This is a genomic window from Priestia sp. D51, from assembly GCF_053345675.1.
Map to the genome: position 1 here is coordinate 896,148 of NZ_JBLTIR010000002.1, position 24,115 is coordinate 920,262.

General features: G+C 37.2%; 33 protein-coding genes. 9 read left to right on the forward strand and 24 right to left on the reverse strand.

Annotation, left to right across the window (positions count from 1 at the left end; translation table 11 throughout):
• Nucleotides 1-29: 29 nt before the first annotated feature.
• Entirely contained in the window at nucleotides 30-332 is a 303-nt protein-coding gene (locus ACNHOZ_RS11515; RefSeq protein WP_028414656.1) for a hypothetical protein, read from the forward strand.
• A 249-nt stretch (nucleotides 333-581) separates the two neighbouring features.
• On the opposite strand, the gene ACNHOZ_RS11520 is transcribed toward ACNHOZ_RS11515, so the two are convergent.
• Both ACNHOZ_RS11520 and ACNHOZ_RS11525 read right to left on the reverse strand, forming a co-directional pair.
• Complete coding sequence (locus ACNHOZ_RS11520) at nucleotides 582-710, reverse strand: hypothetical protein (RefSeq protein ID WP_255256928.1); 129 nt, start codon at nucleotides 708-710, stop codon at nucleotides 582-584.
• A gap of 42 nt (nucleotides 711-752) precedes the next feature.
• Complete coding sequence (locus tag ACNHOZ_RS11525) at nucleotides 753-1,079, reverse strand: antibiotic biosynthesis monooxygenase family protein (protein WP_048019474.1); 327 nt, start codon at nucleotides 1,077-1,079, stop codon at nucleotides 753-755.
• A 232-nt stretch (nucleotides 1,080-1,311) separates the two neighbouring features.
• On the opposite strand from ACNHOZ_RS11525, the gene ACNHOZ_RS11530 reads away from it, so the two are divergent.
• On the forward strand, nucleotides 1,312-2,136 hold the full coding sequence (locus ACNHOZ_RS11530; RefSeq protein ID WP_394553924.1) for a hypothetical protein: 825 nt from the start codon (nucleotides 1,312-1,314) through the stop codon (nucleotides 2,134-2,136).
• 92 nt (nucleotides 2,137-2,228) lie between these two features.
• On the opposite strand, the gene ACNHOZ_RS11535 is transcribed toward ACNHOZ_RS11530, so the two are convergent.
• A complete protein-coding gene (locus ACNHOZ_RS11535) occupies nucleotides 2,229-3,686 on the reverse strand; it encodes a S8 family serine peptidase (protein WP_275210964.1) in 1,458 nt (485 codons plus the stop codon).
• Nucleotides 3,687-3,943: 257 nt separating this feature from the next.
• Between ACNHOZ_RS11535 and ACNHOZ_RS11540 the strand changes: the two genes are divergently transcribed.
• Complete coding sequence (locus ACNHOZ_RS11540; protein ID WP_230683489.1) at nucleotides 3,944-4,810, forward strand: alpha/beta fold hydrolase; 867 nt, start codon at nucleotides 3,944-3,946, stop codon at nucleotides 4,808-4,810.
• Between the two features lie 233 nt (nucleotides 4,811-5,043).
• On the opposite strand, the gene ACNHOZ_RS11545 is transcribed toward ACNHOZ_RS11540, so the two are convergent.
• From ACNHOZ_RS11545 to ACNHOZ_RS11605, 13 genes are all read right to left on the reverse strand, one after another.
• Nucleotides 5,044-6,507: an ATP-binding protein gene (locus ACNHOZ_RS11545; RefSeq protein WP_447697126.1), complete on the reverse strand. Its 1,464-nt coding sequence runs from the start codon at nucleotides 6,505-6,507 to the stop codon at nucleotides 5,044-5,046.
• Entirely contained in the window at nucleotides 6,495-7,172 is a 678-nt protein-coding gene (locus ACNHOZ_RS11550) for a response regulator transcription factor (RefSeq protein WP_033580353.1), read from the reverse strand. The genes ACNHOZ_RS11545 and ACNHOZ_RS11550 overlap by 13 nt, the downstream gene beginning before the upstream one ends.
• A gap of 7 nt (nucleotides 7,173-7,179) precedes the next feature.
• On the reverse strand, nucleotides 7,180-7,953 hold the full coding sequence (locus ACNHOZ_RS11555; protein WP_048019469.1) for an ABC transporter permease: 774 nt from the start codon (nucleotides 7,951-7,953) through the stop codon (nucleotides 7,180-7,182).
• Between the two features lie 13 nt (nucleotides 7,954-7,966).
• Nucleotides 7,967-8,794, reverse strand: a complete 828-nt coding sequence (locus ACNHOZ_RS11560; protein WP_048019468.1) for an ABC transporter permease — start codon at nucleotides 8,792-8,794, stop codon at nucleotides 7,967-7,969.
• Nucleotides 8,791-9,516 carry an ABC transporter ATP-binding protein gene (locus ACNHOZ_RS11565; protein ID WP_063247462.1) on the reverse strand — a complete coding sequence of 242 codons (726 nt, stop codon included), beginning with the start codon at nucleotides 9,514-9,516 and terminating at the stop codon, nucleotides 8,791-8,793. The genes ACNHOZ_RS11560 and ACNHOZ_RS11565 overlap by 4 nt, the downstream gene beginning before the upstream one ends.
• 63 nt (nucleotides 9,517-9,579) lie before the next feature.
• On the reverse strand, nucleotides 9,580-9,843 hold the full coding sequence (locus tag ACNHOZ_RS11570) for a YesK family protein (protein ID WP_063247463.1): 264 nt from the start codon (nucleotides 9,841-9,843) through the stop codon (nucleotides 9,580-9,582).
• 53 nt (nucleotides 9,844-9,896) lie between these two features.
• A complete protein-coding gene (locus ACNHOZ_RS11575) occupies nucleotides 9,897-10,208 on the reverse strand; it encodes a hypothetical protein (protein WP_255901986.1) in 312 nt (103 codons plus the stop codon).
• Nucleotides 10,209-10,330: 122 nt separating this feature from the next.
• A complete protein-coding gene (locus tag ACNHOZ_RS11580; RefSeq protein ID WP_048019464.1) occupies nucleotides 10,331-10,537 on the reverse strand; it encodes a helix-turn-helix domain-containing protein in 207 nt (68 codons plus the stop codon).
• Nucleotides 10,538-10,547: 10 nt separating this feature from the next.
• A complete protein-coding gene (locus ACNHOZ_RS11585) occupies nucleotides 10,548-11,105 on the reverse strand; it encodes a DUF2975 domain-containing protein (RefSeq protein WP_048019463.1) in 558 nt (185 codons plus the stop codon).
• A gap of 200 nt (nucleotides 11,106-11,305) precedes the next feature.
• A complete protein-coding gene (locus tag ACNHOZ_RS11590) occupies nucleotides 11,306-11,725 on the reverse strand; it encodes a GNAT family N-acetyltransferase (protein ID WP_048019462.1) in 420 nt (139 codons plus the stop codon).
• Nucleotides 11,726-11,968: 243 nt separating this feature from the next.
• Nucleotides 11,969-12,580 (reverse strand): DUF421 domain-containing protein, encoded by a 612-nt coding sequence (locus tag ACNHOZ_RS11595; RefSeq protein ID WP_063247464.1) that lies wholly within the window; start codon nucleotides 12,578-12,580, stop codon nucleotides 11,969-11,971.
• A gap of 166 nt (nucleotides 12,581-12,746) precedes the next feature.
• Complete coding sequence (locus tag ACNHOZ_RS11600; protein WP_028409477.1) at nucleotides 12,747-13,130, reverse strand: DUF302 domain-containing protein; 384 nt, start codon at nucleotides 13,128-13,130, stop codon at nucleotides 12,747-12,749.
• 120 nt (nucleotides 13,131-13,250) lie between these two features.
• Nucleotides 13,251-13,967: a DUF4396 domain-containing protein gene (locus tag ACNHOZ_RS11605; protein WP_255901991.1), complete on the reverse strand. Its 717-nt coding sequence runs from the start codon at nucleotides 13,965-13,967 to the stop codon at nucleotides 13,251-13,253.
• Between the two features lie 182 nt (nucleotides 13,968-14,149).
• On the opposite strand from ACNHOZ_RS11605, the gene ACNHOZ_RS11610 reads away from it, so the two are divergent.
• Nucleotides 14,150-14,479: a four-helix bundle copper-binding protein gene (locus ACNHOZ_RS11610; RefSeq protein ID WP_045290877.1), complete on the forward strand. Its 330-nt coding sequence runs from the start codon at nucleotides 14,150-14,152 to the stop codon at nucleotides 14,477-14,479.
• Nucleotides 14,480-14,586: 107 nt separating this feature from the next.
• Here the strand turns inward: ACNHOZ_RS11610 and ACNHOZ_RS11615 are convergent, their stop codons facing one another.
• Nucleotides 14,587-15,429: a LysR family transcriptional regulator gene (locus ACNHOZ_RS11615; protein ID WP_243494941.1), complete on the reverse strand. Its 843-nt coding sequence runs from the start codon at nucleotides 15,427-15,429 to the stop codon at nucleotides 14,587-14,589.
• A gap of 117 nt (nucleotides 15,430-15,546) precedes the next feature.
• Here ACNHOZ_RS11615 and ACNHOZ_RS11620 point away from each other — a divergent pair, with 117 nt between their 5' ends.
• On the forward strand, nucleotides 15,547-16,290 hold the full coding sequence (locus tag ACNHOZ_RS11620) for an SDR family NAD(P)-dependent oxidoreductase (RefSeq protein ID WP_255901995.1): 744 nt from the start codon (nucleotides 15,547-15,549) through the stop codon (nucleotides 16,288-16,290).
• Between the two features lie 74 nt (nucleotides 16,291-16,364).
• Here the strand turns inward: ACNHOZ_RS11620 and ACNHOZ_RS11625 are convergent, their stop codons facing one another.
• Nucleotides 16,365-17,096 (reverse strand): nucleotidyltransferase domain-containing protein, encoded by a 732-nt coding sequence (locus ACNHOZ_RS11625; RefSeq protein WP_255901997.1) that lies wholly within the window; start codon nucleotides 17,094-17,096, stop codon nucleotides 16,365-16,367.
• A gap of 222 nt (nucleotides 17,097-17,318) precedes the next feature.
• Between ACNHOZ_RS11625 and ACNHOZ_RS11630 the strand changes: the two genes are divergently transcribed.
• Both ACNHOZ_RS11630 and ACNHOZ_RS11635 read left to right on the forward strand, forming a co-directional pair.
• Nucleotides 17,319-17,579, forward strand: a complete 261-nt coding sequence (locus ACNHOZ_RS11630) for an HPr family phosphocarrier protein (protein WP_049165740.1) — start codon at nucleotides 17,319-17,321, stop codon at nucleotides 17,577-17,579.
• Between the two features lie 197 nt (nucleotides 17,580-17,776).
• Nucleotides 17,777-18,838 carry an NAD(P)-dependent alcohol dehydrogenase gene (locus tag ACNHOZ_RS11635; RefSeq protein ID WP_028414678.1) on the forward strand — a complete coding sequence of 354 codons (1,062 nt, stop codon included), beginning with the start codon at nucleotides 17,777-17,779 and terminating at the stop codon, nucleotides 18,836-18,838.
• A 77-nt stretch (nucleotides 18,839-18,915) separates the two neighbouring features.
• Here the strand turns inward: ACNHOZ_RS11635 and ACNHOZ_RS11640 are convergent, their stop codons facing one another.
• The 3 genes from ACNHOZ_RS11640 to ACNHOZ_RS11650 form a co-directional block, all read right to left on the reverse strand.
• On the reverse strand, nucleotides 18,916-19,305 hold the full coding sequence (locus tag ACNHOZ_RS11640) for a MerR family transcriptional regulator (protein ID WP_033580184.1): 390 nt from the start codon (nucleotides 19,303-19,305) through the stop codon (nucleotides 18,916-18,918).
• A 248-nt stretch (nucleotides 19,306-19,553) separates the two neighbouring features.
• The gene (locus tag ACNHOZ_RS11645) at nucleotides 19,554-19,730 is read right to left on the reverse strand and encodes an aspartyl-phosphate phosphatase Spo0E family protein (RefSeq protein ID WP_230683488.1); all 177 of its coding nucleotides are present in this window, start codon (nucleotides 19,728-19,730) and stop codon (nucleotides 19,554-19,556) included.
• A gap of 242 nt (nucleotides 19,731-19,972) precedes the next feature.
• Nucleotides 19,973-20,161: a hypothetical protein gene (locus ACNHOZ_RS11650; protein WP_028414680.1), complete on the reverse strand. Its 189-nt coding sequence runs from the start codon at nucleotides 20,159-20,161 to the stop codon at nucleotides 19,973-19,975.
• 275 nt (nucleotides 20,162-20,436) lie between these two features.
• On the opposite strand from ACNHOZ_RS11650, the gene ACNHOZ_RS11655 reads away from it, so the two are divergent.
• Nucleotides 20,437-20,964, forward strand: coding sequence for a cupin domain-containing protein (locus tag ACNHOZ_RS11655; RefSeq protein WP_033580183.1), 528 nt, complete (start codon nucleotides 20,437-20,439; stop codon nucleotides 20,962-20,964).
• A 223-nt stretch (nucleotides 20,965-21,187) separates the two neighbouring features.
• Nucleotides 21,188-21,499, forward strand: a complete 312-nt coding sequence (locus ACNHOZ_RS11660; RefSeq protein ID WP_255902000.1) for a hypothetical protein — start codon at nucleotides 21,188-21,190, stop codon at nucleotides 21,497-21,499.
• Between the two features lie 172 nt (nucleotides 21,500-21,671).
• On the opposite strand, the gene ACNHOZ_RS11665 is transcribed toward ACNHOZ_RS11660, so the two are convergent.
• From ACNHOZ_RS11665 to ACNHOZ_RS11675, 3 genes are all read right to left on the reverse strand, one after another.
• Nucleotides 21,672-22,376, reverse strand: coding sequence for a hypothetical protein (locus ACNHOZ_RS11665; RefSeq protein WP_255902001.1), 705 nt, complete (start codon nucleotides 22,374-22,376; stop codon nucleotides 21,672-21,674).
• 15 nt (nucleotides 22,377-22,391) lie between these two features.
• The gene (locus ACNHOZ_RS11670) at nucleotides 22,392-23,549 is read right to left on the reverse strand and encodes a ParM/StbA family protein (protein ID WP_255902002.1); all 1,158 of its coding nucleotides are present in this window, start codon (nucleotides 23,547-23,549) and stop codon (nucleotides 22,392-22,394) included.
• A gap of 338 nt (nucleotides 23,550-23,887) precedes the next feature.
• Entirely contained in the window at nucleotides 23,888-24,022 is a 135-nt protein-coding gene (locus tag ACNHOZ_RS11675) for a hypothetical protein (RefSeq protein WP_255906673.1), read from the reverse strand.
• Nucleotides 24,023-24,115: the final 93 nt, after the last annotated feature.

The following is a 24,115-nucleotide window of genomic DNA, read 5'->3' on the forward strand; positions in this document are numbered from 1 at the left end:
TTTTACATTTATTATAAGGAGGAGTAAGAATGGATTGGGTTAAAATTGTGTATTCATTCATCCTGTTAGTTTGCGGAATTTTGATTTTTGTTTCATCATCTTCTCGAAAAGGTGATGAAAGAAAAAAGTTTATCAGTACGAAGGCTCAATCATACGCATTTGTGGTAGTTATAGGTATGCTGATTTTAGAAGTTATAGAGTCCATTTACCGGACTTTTCAAGGAAAAAGTTCTTATGATGGCATTGGCATTTCGCCGCTAATATTTCTAACGATGATTTCAGTTATATATTTGATAACCTTTCTTACCTACAGAAAAAAATACGGTGATTAAATGAAAGCTCACAAGTAAGAAATAAAGAAATTGAGCTCATATTTTCTGGTGAAACGATAAATATAACCTCACTTTATAATTAGCCTCTAGATGACACCGGACAGTAAATGAGCTTGTTATAAGTGCTTTTTTAAAAAGTAATAACTAGACCTCCTACTGAGGTTTTTTTTATGCACTCTTAAAATAAAACATCTCCCTTAACTAAACTCAGGAGATGATATTATAAACGGTGAGTTCATTAGCGTTTTCTCACTCTCTATTCTGTTTCTCAAGTAAATCAATGATTCTATCATTTTGCTTAACGATTGTTTTTAGCTTTGCTTCTAATGAACACAAAGTAATAAAAACGGCTATAAATCCTATAACGCCATAAAACATAACGGCTTCTCCCTTGTTGCAAAATAATCAGCCATATACGTCTTACATCTCAAAAAAGCTATGTCTTTCCACTTTACACACTCTAAGCGAAAACGTTTGATACCATTCTGTTTTTCCTTTGTGCTGGGCTGCGCGGTGAGCTGAATGTTCTTTCCACATTTTGATTGATTCTAAAGAGTCCCAGTACGAAACGGTAATGCCTAAATCTTGATCTCTGGCACTTTCTATTCCTAAAAAGCCTTTTTGTTTAGATGCAAGCTCCACCATTTTATCTGCCATTATTCCATAACCCTTCTCGCCTTCTGTTCTTTCAGAAGCAAAAATAACGGCATAATAAGGCGGTTCGGGGGTTTTAGCAATTCCACTCATATTGATTTCCTCCTTTAGACGTCATATTAATAGTAAAAAAGTATAAATGCATAATTAATTTTTCTATTACCTTTATCTTCTTTTAGTACTATTTTTATAAATTCCATTATAATACTTTTTTAAGTTTACCTATACAAAATGTAACATTTAATAGTATATAAACATAAATATTCCATTTATATGATATAGTCTTTATAAGTAAGTAATAAACAAAGAGAAATGGAGTTTCAACATGAGGAACATAAGTAAGATAACAACTGGGACCATTACGATAGCTTTGGCGCTTGGATTAATGGGGTGCAGTCACACAACTTCAAACAATGAGAGCATAGATGAAACCGAAGCAAAAAAAGAGCTGGCCATAGAGCTGAAATTTCTGCAAAACGAGTCCGAACGCTTAATTAATAATGACGGAAAGATAGAAGATAAAACGTTTCAAAGCTACAAAAATGATTTTAACCTGCTGTCTGCGTCTATTAATAGTACGTCAAAAGTAGAAACACAAAGTGATAGCGAGCTAAAAAAAAGCATAGCCCACTTAGCAAAAGACGTAGATACTTTAACAGAAAAAGAGTATGTAACATCCTATAAAAAATTCAATTCAAGCAAGACGATCTATGAAGTTACGCTCATGAACAATATGCATGACGTTATAGATGCAACAAAAACTTCGGAAGAAAGCAGTAACGTGTTAGACTCATTTGATGATAAACACTTTCATTCTTCCGAAGCACAAATAAAAAAAGATATGGGGCCTGCGATTAATCATATCAACACCGCATCTAAATATAAAATAGAGCTCATGCAAGACGAAATCCAAAAGCACCGCGATAGTTTCACCAAGCTCCAGCTCGAGCAATTAAAAAAAGCCACTCATAATTTTGATTTGTCTCTTAACGATCAAATTAAATCAATTCAATCCTATAAACCTATAAGTGGAGATTATAATATAAGCAGAAACTTTCGCTATAATTCCTATGATAAATATACAAATGCCTGTGTGTACATTACTGACTTTGAATCTAATTTAGGAATTGCCAAGGCCGGTGATTTTTAAGAAAGCACTAATGCTCAAGATGATAATTTTTCAAAAAAGTCTCCCTAAAAGCAATGTTTTAGGGAGACTTTTTACTGTATCCATTACAAGTACTAATTCTTTATATCTTCTAACGCTCTATAAGCATTTGCTTCTCCTGAACCAAATAAAGCGTCGTGTCCTTTTTTTCCGTAGTCAACAGCTGTTTGCTTAATACGTGCTGTTACTTGAGCGGGTTTATACTCAGGATGAGCTGCTTTAAGAACTCCTGCAATTCCAGCTACTTGAGGAGTTGCCATGGAAGTACCGGCGTTTAACTCATAGGAAGTCCCTAAATAAGTCGGCCATGTACTTAGGATTAAATTGTTTGGATCAGCTGTTGCAGGATCATTAGTTTTTGCATATTTCTCTCCGAAATCTCCTCCTGGAGCCGCCACGTCAATGGCGCTGTTTCCATAATTAGAGTAGAAAGCAAGCTGCCGAGTCGACCATTTTGTGGAAGCCGAAACATTAATTACTCCTGGCATTTGCGCCGGTACGACAGTTGCTGGCCCTTTGACACTTATACCATATGGTTCATACAAGGTATTTAAAAAGTCGTTTACTTCCTTTTTATTATCTAAATTTAAACTTTCGTTTCCACTACCGGCTACGACCGTTACGCCATTTTTCACGGCATACTGAATGGCTCTTTTCCAAAGCAGTGTTTCCGCAATTGATTTATAGCTTTCTCCTTCAATAGTCATCTTGTTATTATTATAGAAACGAAGAGACATATTAATCACATCGACTTTATCATTGGTTGCGGCAATAATTCCGTCTATAATCCAAGCAGGCATTCCAAGAGCTTGCTCTGAATACAGTACGCGATAAGAACGTATTCCAAGTTCTGGTCCTACTCCTTTTACTTTTCCATTCGCTCCAATGATCCCAGCAACATGCGTACCGTGTCCATTGCGATCTTTTATATCTGCGGGATCTCCAGTTTCAGATTCGTCCATTCCAGCCGGAACAAGATTACGTCCACCTAGTATATTATTTTTTAAATCAGGATGAGATGCATCAATACCCGTATCAATTACTCCCACCACTGCTTTATGAGTTGTACTACCGTCTTTATTTTTATATCCGCCTGTTTCTACATCATAAGATTTTCCGCCATTTGTCACTCGTTGAATATCCCACTGAGAGTCCCAATAATTATCTACATTCTGTGAACTGATAATATTAGACTGATAGTTATAAGGACTACCTGATGTTTTGTCCAAGCTTAGAGGAATTTCTCTATTAGCAGCTTCGATCGAAGAATTCCCTTTTAAATTATTAAGAAAAGAAGCCTGTTCAGATTGAGCTTCTATCCCTCCTACTTCAGGAAGCGCTTTAGTCACTTTGCCACCAGCTTTTTGAATAATCTCTTGATAGTTGTCTGGCAATCCATTTTTAAAAGCGATTGTGTATGTGTTACTTACCTTTTGATCTTGACTCTTAGCTTGAGTAGGAACTCCGCCAACAGCAAATATTCCTGCTCCTACTGCCAGTGAAAGCACCGTATGTAGAATTTTCTTTTGCATATGTCTCCTCCTATATATGGAAATATTTATCATATACTATCTTATTACATACTCTTTTAAATTCCAAGTTTTTCTAATAGATTAAGATTATTCAAAATAAAACTGTGGTTATATTTCACAAATAATAACCAAAATAAGGGTTTTAAGAGAGCTTTATAGCTTATTTATAGCGTAAGGAAACCTTATTGTTTGATACATCAACTAATAAAGAGTAAAGTTTTTCTATAATAAAGGTTAAAAGCGAAAGGATGAGTAACATGTTTAAAGACGGTTATGTAAAAGTAAATGATGTAAATCTTCATTATGTAACAAAAGGTGAAGGCGAGCTTATGCTGTTTTTACACGGATTCCCTTACTTTTGGTACACGTGGCACCATCAGTTGGAAGAGTTTTCCAAAGATTATCGCGTGGTAGCTGTAGATATGCGAGGCTATAACTTATCAGATAAGCCAGAAGAAATTTCTTCTTACAGCATGCCTCTTCTCATGGAAGATGTAAAACAGTTAATTGAAGCATTTGGTGAAAAAGAGTGTGTGTTAGTAGCACACGATTGGGGCGGCGCTGTAGCATGGGCATTTGCTTATACGTATCCGCAGTATGTCAAAAAGTTAGTGATGTTCGATGCACCGCATCCTTATACATTTATAAGAGAGCTTGCTGAAAACCCTGCTCAACGAGAAGCAAGCAGCTATATGAGCTTTTTCCAACAGCCAAATTCTCAAGATGAGCTACTCGCAAATAATAGTGAAAAGCTAAGAAACATGCTGACGGAGCCTGGCATCAAAAAAGGCTATTTAACAAAAGAAGAAGAAGCTAAATACGTAGAGGCGTGGAATCAGCCGAATGCGATGAAATCCATGCTTAACTACTACCGTGCGTCTTCTCTTTATCCGTTTGAAGAGCGCGTTCATAAACCTGTTGCCCTTCCGCATAAAGTATTTCACTCTCCGACTTTAATTGTATGGGGAAATGCAGATGAAGCGTTTGAAAACAGTAATTTAGATGGAATTGAAGAGTACGTTCCAAACGTAACGATTCACCGCTTAGACGGTGTAGGGCATGCTCCTCAGCATGAGCAGCCAGAAAAAGTGAATGAATTTATGAGAGAGTTTTTAAGCAAATAAACGAGAGAAAGACTGCAGAATACGGTATACCGCCGTTTTGCAGTCTTTTTTTAAATGCTAAAAGCTGATTTCATCTATTTTTTACATGATTGGTTTATTTTTCAACGTTTTAACAAGTGCATACCGGGTATAAATTTTACTGTACAGATGCAGTCCCCCCAAAGGAACATGTACATTTCTTTCTTACTTACCCTTTTTGGAACTCTCTTTTTTGAGGGTTCTTCTTTATGCGTTTACTTCTTTCCCATCGGAAGAACAATCTTAAATAATGCCCCTCCCGTCTCTTTATTATCGGCTGTGATGCTTCCTCCGTGATTTTTCACAATAGAATGAGCAATATAAAGACCTAGCCCCAAGTTTCCGTGGCCGCTTGTTCTCGACGCATCTTCTCTGTAAAACTTTTTAAACACCTGCTCTTTGTTCGATAACGCAAAGCCGGGACCCGTATCATGTATTTCAAAGATTACTTCGTTATGATGAATGACGGTATTCCACCCTATCTCCCCTCGTTCAGGCGTGTAGCGAATACAGTTTGTAATGATATTATCTAGCACTTGAGAAATACGCTGAGGATCTCCGTAAAATTGACTTAATGCTTCTGCTTCACTAACCGAAGGTAAAAAGGCAATCTCTTTTTTTTGACATAAAAGCTGAAACTCGTCTGCTTTCTCGTGAACAAATGAGATTATATCGATTAGCTCTCTCTTTACGGTAAAGCCCGGATTTTCTATGACAGATACTTCTTGCAGCTGATTTAACAGTTGAATCGAACGCTGTGTATTTGTGTAAATCGTATGTAAATATCGATTAAGCCTCTCCGGGTCTCTTTTGCTTCCTTCTACTAAAATTTCCGTATGTCCATGAATAATCGTAAGAGGCGTTCGTAAATCATGCGCAATCGCAGCCGTCATATCTTTGCGGTCTTCTTCTAGCTGCCACTGCTTAGCTAACGATTGCTTTAATTCTTTTCGCATTTCTTCAAAGGCATGAAGCAGCTGACTTAATTCTTTGGCGTCTTGAGTGACGGACAGCGAAAAATCTAAATTATTATGCTGAATATTTTTAGCTGCGGTCATCAGCTCATTAAAAGGCCGTTCAATTTTTTTGCTAAATCGTCTTCCAAACAAATAAGCAAACAAATAAAAGTAAAGAAACGGGCTGGCTAGCGATACAAATGTGACAAGCGCAACGATCCATTTAATATTCGGATTAGCAGAGGCCATATTTAATTGATACCGTAGCGCAATCGCCCCGTTTACTTCGTCTTTTGAATTAAAAAGCGGATAAACTTTTATAATGTATTTACCTGAGCGGATATTGGTATTGACCTGAGAGTAAAAATCCCGTTTATTTTTTATGTATGAAGTGGACATGGATCCATATACGATTTGCCCTTTTTTATTTATAATTTGATAATCCATTCCTTCTAGCGGAATAACCGATTCTACTTGATTTTTAGCATCTCTTGAAAGGAGCGCATCTTCTTTTTCTTTTACGAACTGAAGAATACCAGGAATTTGTTTTTCATAATAATTTGCGGGATTCAGTGCTCCAGGCATAAGAAACCAGTTTACTGCAATCACAATGCCCCACGTTAAAAGCGTCGCAAGCAGGCTGTACAGTAAGATTAAATGAAACGATAACACAAACTGCGCTTTTAATGTTGCTCGGTTCATCCATTTTTTTATTTTACCCATTTGTAGCCAATTCCCCAAACGGTTGAGATGTAAGGCGTTTCGTCATATTTTAATAGTTTTGCTCTAATTTTCTTTACGTGTTCCGTAATCGTAGACGAATCTCCTTCCGCGTCGTAGCCCCAAACTTTTTCATAAAGCTGCTCGCGTGTAAAAACCTGACCTGGATGAAGAGCCAGAAAATGAATAATCTCAAATTCTCTTGAAGTAAACGGAATCACTTCATTGCTATGTAAAATTTGATAGCCGTTTAAATCAATGGTTAACTCTCCAAAATGAAGCCTGTTATAGGAGTTACTGTTAATTCTCTGCTCTCGGCGCAGATGGGCATAAATGCGGGCTTTTAGTTCCTTCATGCTAAAGGGCTTAACTAAGTAATCGTCTCCACCCACTAATAGTCCTTTTACCCGGTCCTGCTCCGTTTGTTTAGCGCTTAAAAAGATAATGGGGCACGATATGCTTTTTCGGATCATTTCACAAAGTGCAAAGCCGTCCATGCCTGGCATCATCACATCCAGCACAATTAAGTCTGGATTTATTTTTAACTTTGTTAACGCTTCTTGCCCTTCGTAAGCAAACACCACCTCATATCCTTCATCTTGGAGCGCATCTTTCATAAATGAAATAATGTCTTTTTCGTCGTCCACTAGTAAAATTGTTTGCTTCATCTCCATCTCACCCTACCCATTCCTTCTTTTTCCATACGAATAGGTTTATTATAAGGCTAATAAGCAAAATTGGAAATAATAGGTTCACTAAAAATTCAGAGTTTGGCCTGCTTAATTCATGAAAAACAGAATCGGTTACGGAGAAAAAGAAGCTTAGTTTATCTGACACATACACACTTCCAATTAAAGCACCAATGGTTGCGACGTAAGATAAAATGGAATTAGGCATAAGAACACTCAGGATACTCCCGATACTAATAACCGCTATAAAGATGCAAAAACAAATGCCGTAAAATTTCAACGAATATAGTAACGCCCCTAAAGTCCCTAGCGTATGTCCGCCTAAAAACGTCGTTTCATTCACATGAGGCATAACCATTCTTCCAAGACATGTCCCCACTACCCACGTAATACAAAGAATAATAAAAACTAGTAAACATTGAACTGCCCACTTTACAAAAAACAGCTTCAAACGATGATGCGGCCGAATTAATACCATACGTAGCGCTCCGGACGTGTACTCGCCGTTAAAACTATCTGCCACAAACATAGGAATAACAATAAACGTAATCACAAACGATAGGTCTCGAAGAAGCAGTGGTGCTGAATTTAAAGAATCAATTTTTACGTCATGAGCCGCATCAAAAAATGAAATGCCTCCCCTTTGAAAGAAAAAGAACCAAATAAAAGCAAGTAATCCTATGTACACACCTAGTACCACTGCTGTCTTTTTCCGTTTAAACGTTCGCTCTAATTCACTGATAAAAAGTCCTGTCATCATGTCTTCTCTCCTTTTATAGAAACGATTCTTTTTTTCGAATAGCTACATATGTTAAACCGCCAAAAAATAAAATATAAAAACCTAAAACGCCGAAATTCCAGCCTACAAACTGCGGTTTCTCTGCCATCATGACTGTGATCCCCTGCCATTGAATCATCGGTATGGAAGTGAAAAACAGCTGTCCAAAAAACTCTTCACTCATCCACTGCCTAAATCCTCTTAGTAAAGTCGGATACGAAAACGAGATTAGTATAAAAGCAACCCCAATTCCAACAGCTGTAGTGGTCGTTTTACTAATAACAGAGATAAAAAACAGCACACAGCATATTGCAATCGTCGTTAAATAGGCATATCCATAGAATGCAAGATTATATACTAGCGCTTCTTTTATGTTAAAAGTATGACTGTGATAAAATACAAAGTAGCTTTGCGGGTGTTCAAACATTAGAAAGCCTATCGCATAGCTCACACAGAAATACGTGATAAAAAACAGTAAATTAAACAGCAAAATCACTGCGGCCTTTGCGATGATAATTTCTTTAAACGAATACGAGCGGATCATGACCATTCGCAGCTGTCCTGACCGGTACTCTTCAGTAACCACGAGCGTAATAAAAACTAAGAACATGGCATTAAAAACTGTAAATAACATTTCGGCTAAGCTCAGCACAGGAAAGTTTCCCGCAAACGTATACTGTGGTAAATCGACTGTGAGTGCTCCATTTTGTTTTTGGAGATAAGAAGAAGCAACTAACAGCACCACCGGCACTAACAAAAAGGTCAGCCAGGCCACTTTTCGTTTCCAAAGTCTTTCCCACTCCGCTACTAACAGCTCCTTCATTGCGACACCAGCTCTACAAACGCATCTTCAAGATTTTTACCGGATGCTAACTGATCTAAAGCGCCGTCCCACATTAGCTCTCCTTCTCTCATCACCACAATTTGATCACATACTCGCTGTAATTCATCCAGTAAATGACTAGAGATTAGAATCGTTTTGTTATAGTCACGTTTTAAGGTAAAAAGCAGCTCGCGCAGTTCACGTACGCCCATTGGATCTAAGCCGTTGGCTGGCTCATCTAGTATTAATAAGTCCGGGTCGCCTAGGAGTGCTTGAGCAATACCGAGCCTTTGCTTCATCCCAAGAGAATACGTTCGAACTTTATCATTTTCTCTGCCGGTTAATCCCACAATATCAAGCACTTCTTTCACTCTTTGCTGCCTTTCTTGCTTTGTTGAAAATGGATGCAATCGAGCTAAATTTGTCAGGTTTTCTTTTCCCGTCATATAAGGAAAAAAGATGGGCGACTCCACAATTGCACCAACGCTTTGCAGCGCTTCTTTTCTTTGTGAAACAATAGGTTTATTAGTAATAAAAACTTCTCCCCCAGTTGGCTTAATCAACCCCGTCAATAAACGAATTAACGTCGTTTTACCAGCTCCGTTTGGCCCTAACAGTCCGCATATTTCTCCTTCCCCAATTTGAAACGATACTTCTTTAACTAAGTGACGACGTCTCACTTTTTTTGAAACGCTCTTTACCTCTAAAATAATATTTTTCATCTTAAATCCCCCCTACACGTAGTATAGGAGGGATTTATAAAGAATTTATAAAGTTTATAAAAATTATCCTACAGGTTTTTTGGCAATGATAAATGCAACAGTCGCAAACAACAGTAAACATACGGATAAAAACAAATAGCCAGCGCCTTCAAACCCTCTTACTTCTACATAGCCAATATAAACAAACACAGCGGCAGCCATAACGGTTAGCATTGAAGGAAGCATTCTAATGACCTTGTTCCATTTCATTTTTCTGAACAGCCAAGTTAACATGAGTATAAGTACACCTGGCAGCAGGGCAATCAGTAAAGGACCGCCTATCATCATACCTATCAACCTCTCTAAATCCTAATCATTCACCTATAATAAAAATAATAAACTTACGGCTCAGAAATTCCATTTGCAATCGCTAATAAAAAAATCAAGCTAGAAAGCAACACAAAAAAGATGCTGTTTGTGATAATGCTAAACCACACGACGCTCGGCTTATTTGTTTGAACTCCTAAAACTAACGCCACAATAAAGCCAATATCTATCGCAAAAAACAGCCACAGCAGAGTGGTCAAATCACCGGTTTCACTTGGAAAAATTGAATTTTGGGGAAGCAGCCGATTTGCAAAAAATACAACAAACGCAGCTGCCAGCAAAATAACGGTTAATAAAATCGGCTTATTTTCTTTGGAAACACTCATTTCAAATACCCTCCTAACTAAAGAAAATAATACCATATAGTACTAAATTGAAATATACAAATTATAAATTCTCAACACCAGAAAGAAAAAGAGGACATAGATTTTATCTACGTCCTCTTTTTTTATTCATCTGGTACATATTCTAAAATGTCACCTGGCTGACAATCTAGCACTGCACAAATGGCTTCCAACGTAGTAAAACGTATGGCCTTCGCTTTTTCAGTTTTTAAGATAGAGAGGTTGCTTTTAGTAATCCCTACTCGATCTGCTAGTTCATTTAAAGATATTTTTCTTTTGGCCATCATGACATCTAAATTGACTCTAATCATCTCTGACCTCCTATATAGTAAGTTCATTTTCTTGGGCAATTGCAACTGCTTTTTTAAAGAAGGCCCCTAAAAGAAGAATAAAAACAGCTGCTATAAACAGAATACCATCTATTGAGTATGAAATAGTAATAGTTCCATGTTTGACATTTAATAAAGGAGCTAACTTAGCTGCTATAAAAAACTTGGGAACTCCAGCTGCAAACGATCCTATTAAAAAGATAATACCTGTTGCAAAAATGGCTTTTGTGTTACTTGAAACAAAGATAATTCCCTTAGCTGCATTTTTAAATAATACTTTAAAATTCCAAAGCATTGCAATCGATAGAAAACAAGAAATCAATAAGGCCAGAACCCAAATTTGGACTAATTTTGTATCGGGACTTTCATTCAGCTTAATATCAAACAATCCTTTTCCTAATGATAAATTAAAAGATGAGTTCTGTAAGATTGAGTCGTCAAAATGAAGATAAATAACCAGCATGCCCATAATACCTGCTACAAAAATATTAAACCAAAATAACGTGTTGACCAGATAAAAAAGAATTCGATAACCATTTGTTCGTTTCATGTAAACATCCTCCATAACTGTTGTTAGGATTAATTTACCATGTATATATAAGGAAATCAACAATTATTTATCGAAAAACAATAATTTTTATATCTTTTTTAATAAATAATAGTCGTTTTAGATAAAAAATAAGAAGTTCTATTGTAATTATATATGGATATATAAAGCTAATTTATATAAGCGATGATCTTAGACATCGCTCATTCTAAATACTCTTCCGCTAAAGAAGGATTTAAATAACGAGCCATTCCGGTTTTCATTTTCCGAAATCCTGCTTTTCTATAAAACTCTTCATTACCTGCTGTAGAAACAAGATGAACGCAGGAAATATCGTCAAGCTGAGCAAGCAAATTTTTTATAACTTTCTGTCCAATTCCTTTGTTTTGATAATGCTCATCAACAACAACATCATAAATCGCAGCATTAAACACACCGTCTGAAAGAGCTCTGCCAAACCCTGCTATGTTATCTTCATCATAAGCAATCGTTACTACGTTGCTTGATTGAAATACTTTTTTAATTTTTTCTTCATTATGGTTCGTCCATCCTACCGAGTGATAAATTTCTTTCATTCTCGACCACTCAACATTTTCTATAGAATTTGAAAAAGAAACCTTCATAGAATCTACTCCTTTTGTTTTTTTATAAACTATTTCTGTTTTCAAAAACAAAAGTCCTTGGTAGATCGTTACAAGTATGTATACGATAAAAACCATCCTACATAGTGGTAATGATTTATAAACGTTAGCTTCTGAGTTTAATCCCAAAAAAGGTTCAAATCATCTGCGATTTGAACCTAAAACAACTATGCTCATTTACTTAATAATTATTATATGAAAAAGCCGTCTTTTTTAGTGACTGTATCACTGAAGGTATTTAGGGTTTGGTTTAGAACCGTGATTAATTTCTTCAAATATATCTGAAGAAGGGTTAGACGATACCTCGTTATGTAAATCTTGCGAAGGTCCATTTGTTTGAGAAAAGGATGACATATATACCTTCATTAACTGTTTAAAGTCACCTACAGTCAAAGACTCTGCATCTTCTTGAAGTTCGTACCCTAGCTGTCCATTTGGTTCAATTGTTGCGGTTTTAACATCTTTTATAGTTGATATGCCTGCATTTCGTAATCTCATTTCTAATTGATCGGCGGTTAAACGTAATTTTTTAAGCTGCTTAGTATCTAATTGACCATTATTTACAACGATTTTAGACTTACCTGTCAGAAATTTTTCAAACCCATTAAATTTTAATTGTAAATACTCTAAAACTAAAATAGCAAGAACAAAGATAGCTGCGCCGCCAATCGCTTTTAACATACTTTTTTCAACAATGGGCTGCACGATGATGGTACCTAGAGAAAGCATAACGACCGTTTGAGCGAGCGTCATTTGAGCAATCGATTTTCTCCCCGCTATTCTTAGTAATAATATTCCCGATAAAATCAAGATTACAGATTGCCAGATAAAATTCATACTATCATCCTTTTTATTACCGTTTGCTTTTAGAGTAGGCAACTGAAAGCAAATTATTCATGTATCAAAAATTCCGTTTGCACTTCTCATATCTTAATAAGATTAAAAAACAAAAAGATACCCCTCAGATATCTTTTTGTTTTGATATTTTTTCTCTGAGTAACACTTACACCGATTGATCAATACAGCGGATTAACCTTGTTTCAATATCTTCTGCCAGTCGTTGAAGCTCTTCATTATGAAGCATATTAATCATTGCCGTAGGTCTAGGCATGCCAATCTTTGTTTCACTTCCATCTTGATATACAACCATTTTACAAGGCAGAAAGTATCCTACTAAAAGGTTTTGCGAAAGAACACGCTGAGCTTCTTTCGGATTGCACACTTCTAATACTGTAAACGGTGTATGAAAGTCCTGCCCTTTTTCCTGTAGCTTTGCAGTTAAATCAAAATTCCACAACACACCGAACCCTTCGCTTTTTAAGTTTTCTTCTAGAGAACTAATCGCTTCTTCTAAGCTTTTCGATGTTTTTACCGTGTAATCAAACATCAAATCTCCTCCTGTTAAATTAAAATGATTTCCTTTTTTAGACGAAACTCGGAGTCGATACTATTCTGCCCCATCCTGTAGCTTTAAACCTGATATCAACGGCAGTAGCCCCAAGTAAAATTACATTGCATGTTTTACACCTTTTTTAACAAGTACCCAGTTCGCTGGATAGCTTGTACAAAAGCCAATAATCATGGCGATTTGCATCATGAACCAAAAGACCGCGCTGTCTGGTTTGGGTGCCTGTGTAAAAAAGACATAATGTGATAAAGCCATCCAGCCAAACATGCCGATTTCAAAGGCAATAAGGGACCACGTATCCGCTTTTAACGCGTTTTTCAACTCTTCTTTTGAGCTATTATCTTTCATACTCATGCCGTAGTATTGAAAAGCAATTCCCGCTATATAAGCGAGAATAAATTCCGCTACGTAATCCGCAAAAAGTACGCTTCCGGAAATCGTCCAGCCTGTTAAAAATACAATCGGTGCACCAATTAAATCTCCAATCGAGCACCCGCTGCTGCAGTGCGTAGTCGATACAAAAACACTTTGCCAAAAAGGCTTTTCACTATGATGGTGCTCGTGATGATCACCCTCATGAGCATCATGCGTATGATCAGAGGAATGATGAGCATGATCGTGTTTTTTTCGATCTTTACGCCCTAATTTAAAGTAAAACCATATCCCGGCGACAGGAAAATATAGCCCCGTAATAGGCCACACAATATTCATCACAAACATCATCTGCGGATGCCTGATCACGTCGATTGTAATAACTAAAAATTGAATAATTCCGATTGCAATAGCGATATAAGAAAGTATTTCTAGCCAGCTCATGTGCTACACTCCTTTAAGATTTATCTATCAACCACATACCCTCCACCCCTATATTTAAACGTAAAAAGAGAGACTGCTCATTACTTAATAAGTTTTACAGCACTCTTATGTTTATTATGTTTACTAAACTAAACTATAGTCTAATGTAATAGAGAGAAGAAAAAATAAGGAGGAATTTTACAATGTCTAACGAAAATTATCAAACTGTTATTCAAACGCTGCATGAATGTATGAGTGCCTGCAACCAATGTTTTGATGCTTGCCTAAAGGAAGAAAATGTAGGGATGATGGTGGACTGTATCCGTTTTGACCGAGAATGTGCAGATATTTGCGGATATTTGGAACAAGCTTTAGAAAGAGGAACGCCTTTCGTTGCCGAACTAGCAGGAGTTTGCGCTGAAATTTGCGAAAAATGCGGTAACGAGTGTAAGAAACACGATCATGACCACTGTCAAAAATGTGCAGAGGCCTGCTTGAAATGCGCGGATGAATGTAGAAAATTAGCTGCATAATCTTTGGAATATAAGAAAGCTAGAACCCTTGAAGCGCATTTCAGGCATTAAGGGTTCTTTTTAATGTATTGGAAAAGAGAAGACATCACGCCACCTCAGGACAGAATCTATAGACTCCCTAAAAAATGAATAAACTTTTTAAGACTTTGAGAGCGCTGCTTCCCTTTCTTTACTACAAAATCAATATGAACGTCTTCTGAAAGCTCTTGATATTCAATGCTTTTCATATCACCACGAGAATTTACTACGCTAGCCGGGACTACACTCATGCCTATTCCATCACGAACGCCTTGTAAAATAGCTTCTAATGAATCAAATTCCATAATATTGGCTTTATGTATATGATGTTCTTTTGAAAACGCTAATAGTCTGTTTCTATAGATGCAGTTTACATCACTATTAATGAGTAACGTTAGTTGACCTGTTTCTACTCTCTCTGCGGATAGAGGTGAAATAAGCACCATTTTTTCTGCATAGTGATAAACCGTTTCAAACTGAGCCTCATTATAGATACCGCTAAGAAAAAGTCCGTCAATTTCTCCGTACGAGAGCATTTCTTGTAAGGCTTGTTTTCTATCTGTTTTTATTTTAACTTCAATATTTTGTTGTTCTTTCAGAAAAGATGAGAATAAAGAAGGAATTTTAATAGCGGAAACCGTCTGCGAGGCACCAATAATCAAGGATCTTTTAAACTTATTCGGATTAACTTCTGCTTTAACTTCCTCCATTAAACGTAAAATACGCTGTGCGTAGTCAAACAAAGCTTCCCCTTCGTTTGTTAACGTAACTCCTCGATTCGTACGTATCAATAATTTGGTGTCTAATTCTTCCTCTAGATTTTTAATCCGCTGGCTGATATGCGGCTGCACATACCCTAATACCCCCGCAGCTTTTGATAGTGACTTTGCTTCTGCCACGCATTTGAATATTCGTAAGTCTTGGCTTTCCAATTCTAATTCCTCCGTTGCTATCATTTTAAATGATACCTCTCTTAGTATTACCTATTATATCCTTTTTTTCATCGAAGATATAATAAAAGATGTTGAGAGAAAGGAAGGTTAAGAGAAATGAACGATTTTAAAAATAAAATATTTATTATTACCGGCGGCGGCACTGGTGTAGGCAAAGCAACAGCTTTAAAGCTAGGCGATAAAGGCGCAAAACTTGTGATAAACTACAGCAACTCAGAAACAGAAGCGAAAAAAGTTGTGAAGGAGATTACTGAAAAAGGAGGCATCGCATTTGCTTTTAAAGCGAACGTAGCCAACGAGCACGAAGTGAATGAAATGATTCATCAAACGATTACACAATTCGGACGGTTAGATGGATTAGTGAATAACGCTAGTATTACTGCTCAAATCCCGATGCATGACTTAGAGTCTGCAACGGATGACGTATGGGACTCTTTATATGATGTAAACGTAAAAGGCATGTTTCACTGTGTAAAAGCAGCCGTTCCACATATGAAAAAACAAAAGTCAGGGGCGATTGTTAATGTAGGAAGTGTTGCCGGCAAAACTGGAATTGGCTCTTCCATTCCCTATGCAGCAACAAAAGCAGCGATTCATACGATGACGAAGTCGTTAGCGATTGCCTTAGCCCCCCATATTCGAGTAAACTGTATCTCTCCTGGTGCAGTCGATACAAGATGGTGGTCTGGCAACGAAGATAAAATGTATCAGCTGGCAGGAAACCTACCTCTTCAGCGCATTTCTTCTCCTGAAGATATCGCAGATGCTATTCTTTTTCAGTTAAAACAAGAGTCCGTGACGGGCCAAGTGTTTACGATTGATAACGGACAAACTCTTTAAGCATATGAAAATATTCCAAAAAATAATTCCCACTACTAGAAAGAAATAGTAGTGGGGTTATAATAAGCACTATGCTACTGATTGGCTCTCTCTTTCCCCAGTGAAAACCCTTCAAACAGCCGGCCTCCATATGGTTCTAACACTTTATCAACCAGTTGAATCACTTTATCTTTACTCCCTGTTTTATAAAAGGTATCAAATGCCTCTACAAACTCTTTACTAAAGCGTTCATTATAGTGATTCAAAGACCGGACAATCCATTTAGAATCCCCGATCCAATGACCGTTTGCTCTTAATACAAATTCGTGCGTTATATAAGCGAGGCTGTTGGCAATAAAAAGGGCTTCACCTGTATTTGAAGAACCGATTAAATCATCCAACGCATCGCTTATAAAATATCTTTTTAATCTAATCGTCTCTTCCGACCATTTTTCCGGGCCTTTTTCAAGTAAGTGTTTCGCTTCTTTTTTTATAGACTGGATTACTCCTTTATCCACTAAAATAATTCCCTCGGAAATCATTCTTGGAAGTGACGGTCTAGCCCTCTTACAGTCGCTTTTAAAAAAGACTTGGTATGAAGCCAGGTTATAAGCAAAAACTTCAATGGCCCATCCAAATTCAATGAGTGACTCCCTAAAAGAAGAGGTAAAGCTATCGTTAAAAATAACAAGATCAAGGTCGGACGTATGTGTAGCTTCGCCTCTGACTACGCTTCCGGCAAGTAATGCCCCCTGACAATTAGGATAATGCTTAGAAATAAATTGTGTAGCTGCTTGCAACGGTTCTAACCTTTTTATCTCTTTCATCGTATTCCTCCAGAAAATGATATCTATTGTTTTTCTAGTTAGAGCGTGGAAATTCCTTTAACAATCAGTTCTTATTTAACCTTTCTGAACATGTCTACCGTATTTACTTTTAGTTACCGTCATTTAAATGACTCTTTTATCCAAATTCCCCCTTGCCTTAAAGTTAACTTTAACGTTTAAGCTAGTTTTATAGTTTTTAAAATACAAAAAAGGGGAAACACTATGCTAATTAAAAGAATAACGGTGCAACTTTCCGGTGGACTTCTAGCTAGACATACAGCTTTGTTTGTACGCGAAGCGTGTTCGTTTCAAAGTGATATTTTTCTTGGGAAAGACGGAAAATGTGTAAGTGGAAAAAGCATCATGAAGGTAATGGCTTTGGCTGTTAAGAAAGGAGATGAAATAACACTGCTGACAAATGGAGTTGATGAACAAGCTGCCGCTCGCACCCTTGAAGAATTTCTTTTAACTAAACATAGATAGAAAGCTGCCATGCTATTCCTTCCTTTCCTTTTTTCATAAAGTCATAGAACGAAATTTTTTTCAAAAAACTCTTGCTTTAAAGTCGACTTTAACGTTTAAGCTAGTATTGTAGTTTTTAAATACATCAAGCGTAGTCAGTGAATGCACGTTTAGTAGCAACTGGTTATGTTTAATACGAAAGGATTGTGTTTTTACTTATGTGTAATAATCATCAACATACAACAACATCACGTGTTTTAAGTGCACCGCACGCAAAGGCAAAATTTGAAAATACGACAATTGAACGCAGAGAACTGCGAGCAGACGACGTTTTAATTGATATTAAGTTTAGCGGTATCTGTCACTCTGATATTCATAGTGCATTTGATGAGTGGGGCGGCGGGATGTTCCCGATGGTTCCTGGTCACGAAATCGCAGGAGTGGTTGAAGCGGTTGGCGAAAACGTAACAAAATACAAGGTTGGCGATCGCGTAGGCGTTGGATGTTTCGTTGACTCTTGCGGAGAGTGCGAGTACTGTGTGAACGGTGACGAGCAATACTGTACAAAAGGCGTTGTTCAAACGTACAATTCATTGGATTACGACGGAAACCGTACATACGGCGGCTACAGCCAAAAAATCGTCGTAAAAGAAGGATTCGTTGTTCGTATTCCTGATAACTTAAGTATGGATGCAGCAAGTCCGCTTCTATGCGCAGGGATTACAACATTTTCTCCATTAAAGCACTGGAATGCTGGTCCTGGCAAAAAAGTGGCGATCGTGGGAATGGGCGGCCTTGGACATGTAGCGATTCAATTTGCACATGCAATGGGTGCTGAAGTGACGGTATTAAGCCGTTCTAACAATAAAAAAGAAGAAGCGCTAAGCTTTGGTGCGGATCATTATTTTGCAACAAGTGATGAAGCGACATTTACTGAATTAGCTGGTCGTTTTGACCTTATCTTAAACACGGTATCGGCTAACTTGAACGTGGATCAATATTTATCTTTACTTCGCGTAGATGGAACGCTTGTTAACGTGGGCGCACCTGCTAACCCAGATCAATACAGCGTATTCTCTCTTATCATGGGACGTCGCAGCATTGCTGGTTCACTTGTAGGCGGCATTCGTGAAACACAAGAAATGCTTGATTTTGCGGCTGAACACGGCGTTGCTCCTATGATTGAAGTCATTGATGCAAATCAAGTAGACGAAGCGTACGAGCGCGTTCTTCGCAGCGACGTTCGCTATCGATTTGTTATTGACATTTCTACACTATAAGTTTTAAAAAAGCGGGCAGCTAATTGGATTAGCTGCCCGCTTTTTATTTCTTTATAAAATAAAAAACAAACGGTAAATTAGGCTTTAGATGAAAGCTCTTCCTGATACTTTTGCTCTAATTTATCATAGTAGTCGATTTTTGTTTCCACTTTTCTAAAAGCTGCGTCCAGCTCTCTTTGTTTTTCCATCATTTTCTCTCTATGCTTTTCAAATATCTGCTTGCGCAAACCGATTGTATCATCACCTTCTTGTGTTAATTCAACAATTTTACGTAATTCTAAAAGGGAAATATCTGTTTTTCGTAAGCAAATAATAAATTCCAGCCACTCGATATCAGACTCGCTAAAAATACGATTTCCGTTTTCGTCTCTTTTTATAAAAGGCAAAAGCCCTTGCTGTTCGTAGTATCGAAGCGTATGCGTAGGCAGCCCTACCTTTGCAGCGGCCTCTTTAATATGATATTCCATTCCACTATACCCTCCATCGCCATTCTTAGTACGGCGTTTGCTTTATGTATCCAAGCTTCCCTTTTTACGGGTGCTTTCAACTCATCTTCTAGGTTTCTACTATACGATATATATAGTAGATTCCGCTATTTTCTTTACTATGAGGTAACTGTATAAATAGTATTATAAACATTAAAGTAAACGTTAAGGCAACTTATAAAGAGCTGCCGTGAAGTCAGCAGCTCTTTTCATTTTTATATAAAATACGATTAATCTGCGGCCATCACTTTACTTAGTTCATTTAATAAATAATCAAGGGTTTGACTGATTCGAACTGTATTACGACTTGTAAGACCTTCTGTAAGTCCTAACATAACCATGTTCTCTCTTGCTGTTTCGATTTCTGTCATTAAGACTTGCATGACAACTCCTTTATACCACTTCACAGCTCATCACCCCTTTTTACTATACATATATCTCATATGCGGCAATCTTAAACCTATCATACAGGTTTTTGGGGGTGAATAGCGAGTTTTAGACCTTCAACAGCTGTATTTTTTATGAAGTAAATATACTAATATACTTATTGAAATAGAAAGTATCACTCCACTTACTACTAGAAGTGAAGAAAAGGCCCCCTAAATGGAGGTCTTTTCTTATTTCTTATAAAGCAGTCTAATACAAAGCCTTAGCCTTTAAAATATTCTCGGTAATACGAACCTTTCTCACACTCTATCTCATAGCGCAGCCTCGTTTGCTTTCTGTAAAGCTCTTCGGACAGCTCATTAAATTCACCTTCTGTGATAGATCCATGAATTAAATTGTTGAATAAATTATTAAGATGTTCAGTTAATTCTTGAAGTTTTTTTTCTTTCAATGAACGTCACCCTTTAAAATAATTTTCATCTTCTAAAATTATATCAAATAAAACGTTTTCATACGATATATTTTTTACTGAATTATCGTATTAAAGTGATGAAAGTATTTTTTAACCACCGAAAAACAATCAAAGAGCTCAGAGAAATCATTAATTACATGATTTGGGCAAAAAATAAGTGGATAAAGACCGCGGACAAAAAGGCAAATGGTATCAACCGTTTTGACAAAAGCATAGGATGAAAAGAAAAATGAAACGAGAAAAGGAGAATGAGTATGCACTATGCACCTTATTATCATCAGTGGCAGACCCCAGTGTACTACGGCTGGCAGCCATATAGTTATTATGTGCCGAATCACTATCACACCAGCGAACAGTTTCAGCAAAGAAACGGTAAATTAAAGGACTACGGACCAAGGCCATTTGTGATTAACATTAATGAAGCGTCAAAGCAAAACAATACGTACCGCACTGCTTTATGGACGGGAACACATTTACAAGTGACGTTAATGAGTCTAAAGCCAGGTGAAGATATCGGCTTAGAAATCCACCCTAACGTTGATCAATTCCTGCGTATTGAACAAGGGCAAGGCGTTGTTCAAATGGGCAAAAGTAAAAACAATCTAACCTTTAAACGAAAAGTCTACGATGATGATGCGATATTTATCCCTGCCGGAACGTGGCATGATGTCACCAATATCGGTACCACTCCGCTAAAACTTTACTCCATCTACGCTCCTCCAAACCACCCATTCGGTACAGTTCATGTGACAAAAGCAAACGCTCTGGCTGAAGAACATTAAAAATAAGCAGAGCGTTATGCAGGATTGGAACGCTTTTTCAGGATCAATACTAAGTGAATAGACAGATGTTGACTAAAGAAGCCCACTAGAAAATCGGTGTACGACCTTTTCTAGCGGGCTTTTTTTAACTTGCTATACATAAAGGATTTTATAGCCAAAGAAAGAATTATAGAATAAACGAACCTTTTTAAACAGCTTAAAATAACTGAAAGGCAAACGGGCGATGAAATTATTTTATAAAATTCCTAAATCAAACGTAAATCCTTCCCTTAAACTAGCAAGAAAAGTTCTATATATATCGGTAGAAGCAGTCATTATGACCATGCTTGTGATTAAATCTTTTACTGTGGCCTATGAAAACGACATAAATTTAATTCTCAGGCAGCTAAATGAACTAAAAGCTTCGATTGGCGGATTTGGCATAAACGAAGCTCTATTTTGGTTTATGATAAAATGCAGTATTTGTACCATCGTTACATTTGATATTTGCTTATATTTTCGAAAAAAGCTAAAAAGAAACCAAAAAGATTTATGATGTATACGCTAAAGCTTTTACATCGGACCGCTGTTAATTTCCGTACAAGTTGGATTCACAATCAAGAATCAAACTCGTTCGGATCTTCCTTTAGCAAAAATACTTTTGCCCCAGCTCCATTTTTAATAGAAAAATAATAAAAGTAGAGGCATAGCACGCCTCTACTTTCTGTTTAGAAATCTACATCGATATCTTCTTGAATGGTTCCGGTCACTTTTTCACTTTTAATTAACTGACCTTCTTTAAACGTTTCTTCCTCATCCGTAACGGGTTTCAGCTGCTTATAAGAAGGAGCTGATGCAGAGCCAAGCTCTTTTTTAAGCAAGTGAATTTCTCCTAACAGCTCGGTTCTCAATGAATGAACTAACGATTGAAAATCTTCTTCGCGGCTGTCTTTCTGCCCGTTTTGTTCCACAAGCTTCGCTACATAATCCTGAAGTTCATTTGACTGCTTAGACTCATACTCCTCACGATTTGCAGCAAAACGTGAATTCATTTCTTGTTTTAGCAAGTCAATTTCGCCCAACAGCTCTTTTCGAAGTGAATGAACGAGCGACTCGACTTCATCTTTTTTATTCATTTTTTGCAAGTCTTGCTGTATGAGCCTCACTATATAGTCCTGCAGCTCGTTTGCCTGCTGTTTTTCTTTTAGAAATGAAGACACTTCTGACGGAATGTCAGCAGTTTCAATTGTAAAACTTGCATGTTCATCTCTATTACTTACGGTCTTTCCCCTTGCTCCCATCATATCTGCTGATAGATTCCCAGCTGTTAGAAACGCATTTGATAATAAGTAAAATGGTGCAGCCACCTGGGAGCTTAGCTGACCGTACCAATCGTCTAGTGCTTCCTTAAGGCGAGTGTGTTGATGACTCATGTATGCTCCCCCTTTTTAAGCGTGAACCGCTGCGTTTGTTTCATGTCTGCTTAAAATTTCAAGACCGTATAAATTTAACTTTCGTGTCTCCGGCAAGAAAAGATGGTTTTCTTCTCTGATTTCTTCCCCGTACATGTTATCAATCTGCTCTGCAATAAACTGTTGAAGGATAGGAGCCAGTCCTCCAATATAAATATATTTATAGACTTTATCTTTTGGCGATGGAAATAGATTTTCAACTTTTGTTAATAAAATTTGCGTGTATTCTCTAAGCGAAGCGTGAATAGGCTCCGTGAGATCGACTTTTTTCCCGCTGTTGCCGTCTCTTTGCTCCATTTTTGCTTTATGGATATTGGCAATAATAAATTCTTCTAATGAACGAACATCATCAAAATACTCAAGCAGCTTTTCATTTCTTAGCTTTTCAATATGCTTCAAATATGAAATATCCGTAAGACACTTCAACGAATTTCTGCTTTTAGGAGCTTGAAGCCCTGCAGGAAGCAGTGCCAGGTCAACCGTACCTCCGCCCAAATCTACAATTAGTGTTTCAAAATGTTTGAATGCATTTGCTTCTTCTCTATCTTGTAATTCAAAATCTTTTTTGATCGCCCAGCGAGCCACTTCGCTTTCAATACGGCATTTGCTCGTTTCAATGTTCACAGTGACCGTTTTTTCTAACCCAGGAGTCAATACCGTTACTGTATGCTCTCCTTGAAAACGTTCGGCCATCTTCTGCTGCATTTCACTGAATTTATTTGTTTTCTTAAGCAGCCAAATCGGAAGCATAGTCGAGAAAAAATTAATCGTCACATGATTATCCTCTTTGTCTTTTCCTTTAAGTATGTTGTAATAAGCAACTGAAGCTAAAAACATCACATAAGGAATATTAGATTCAGTTTTATTATGTAACTTATTAATATGGATATTGCCTAGCACGTGTTTCTCTGCGGCGTCTCCTACTAAATAATACTTTTCAACCCCTTCAATTGTGGTAGAAATCAGTAAATTTTGAAGAAGTAATTCCGGTTCATTTACACTTGAAGGAAAATGACCCTCTGCCTGATCTTTTGTGATTTCTACTACGTTTGTAGGAATTTCATAGTAATAACCATCCACTAGCGTTTGAAAAATTGAGTTACCAAAATCAACGTTTTGACGTTTGATATCCATCCTTGTTTCTCCCCTTTATCTTTTCGTGACAACACTAATAAGTATATATTTTCCTCATTTGTTTGTCTAAGTATTTAAATAATTTATGTTATTCGAAATTGACAATTAATTAATTTTAGACGGCTACTGTAATTGAAAAGCGCTTGAAATGCTTCTTTTTACCAGTACCCCTTTTTACAAAGAATGTAACATGTGACGCCGTGACTTCCTCTTAAATTTTTCGTAATATAAGCCTTTCTTTTATTTTTTAGAGACACGAGAAAACGAAGAGATGGAAACATAACTGAATCAACCCAATCGAAAGACGAACAAATGAGATAAATGAGTTGGACTGCTTTTTACACCGCTGATGATTTCCGTGCAGGACTTCGCTTTCCGCGGGCGGCCGGTGAGCCTCCTCGTCGCTTATGCTCCTGCGGGGTCTCACCTGTTCCGCTTTTCCCGCAGGAGTCTTCGTCTTGCTCTCCAATCACCAGCTAGAAGCAGTTACATACATGAAACCTACGTTCACCATAACAACAACCATAACAACAAAAAAACCCGAACCATCAATTAAATTAATGGTT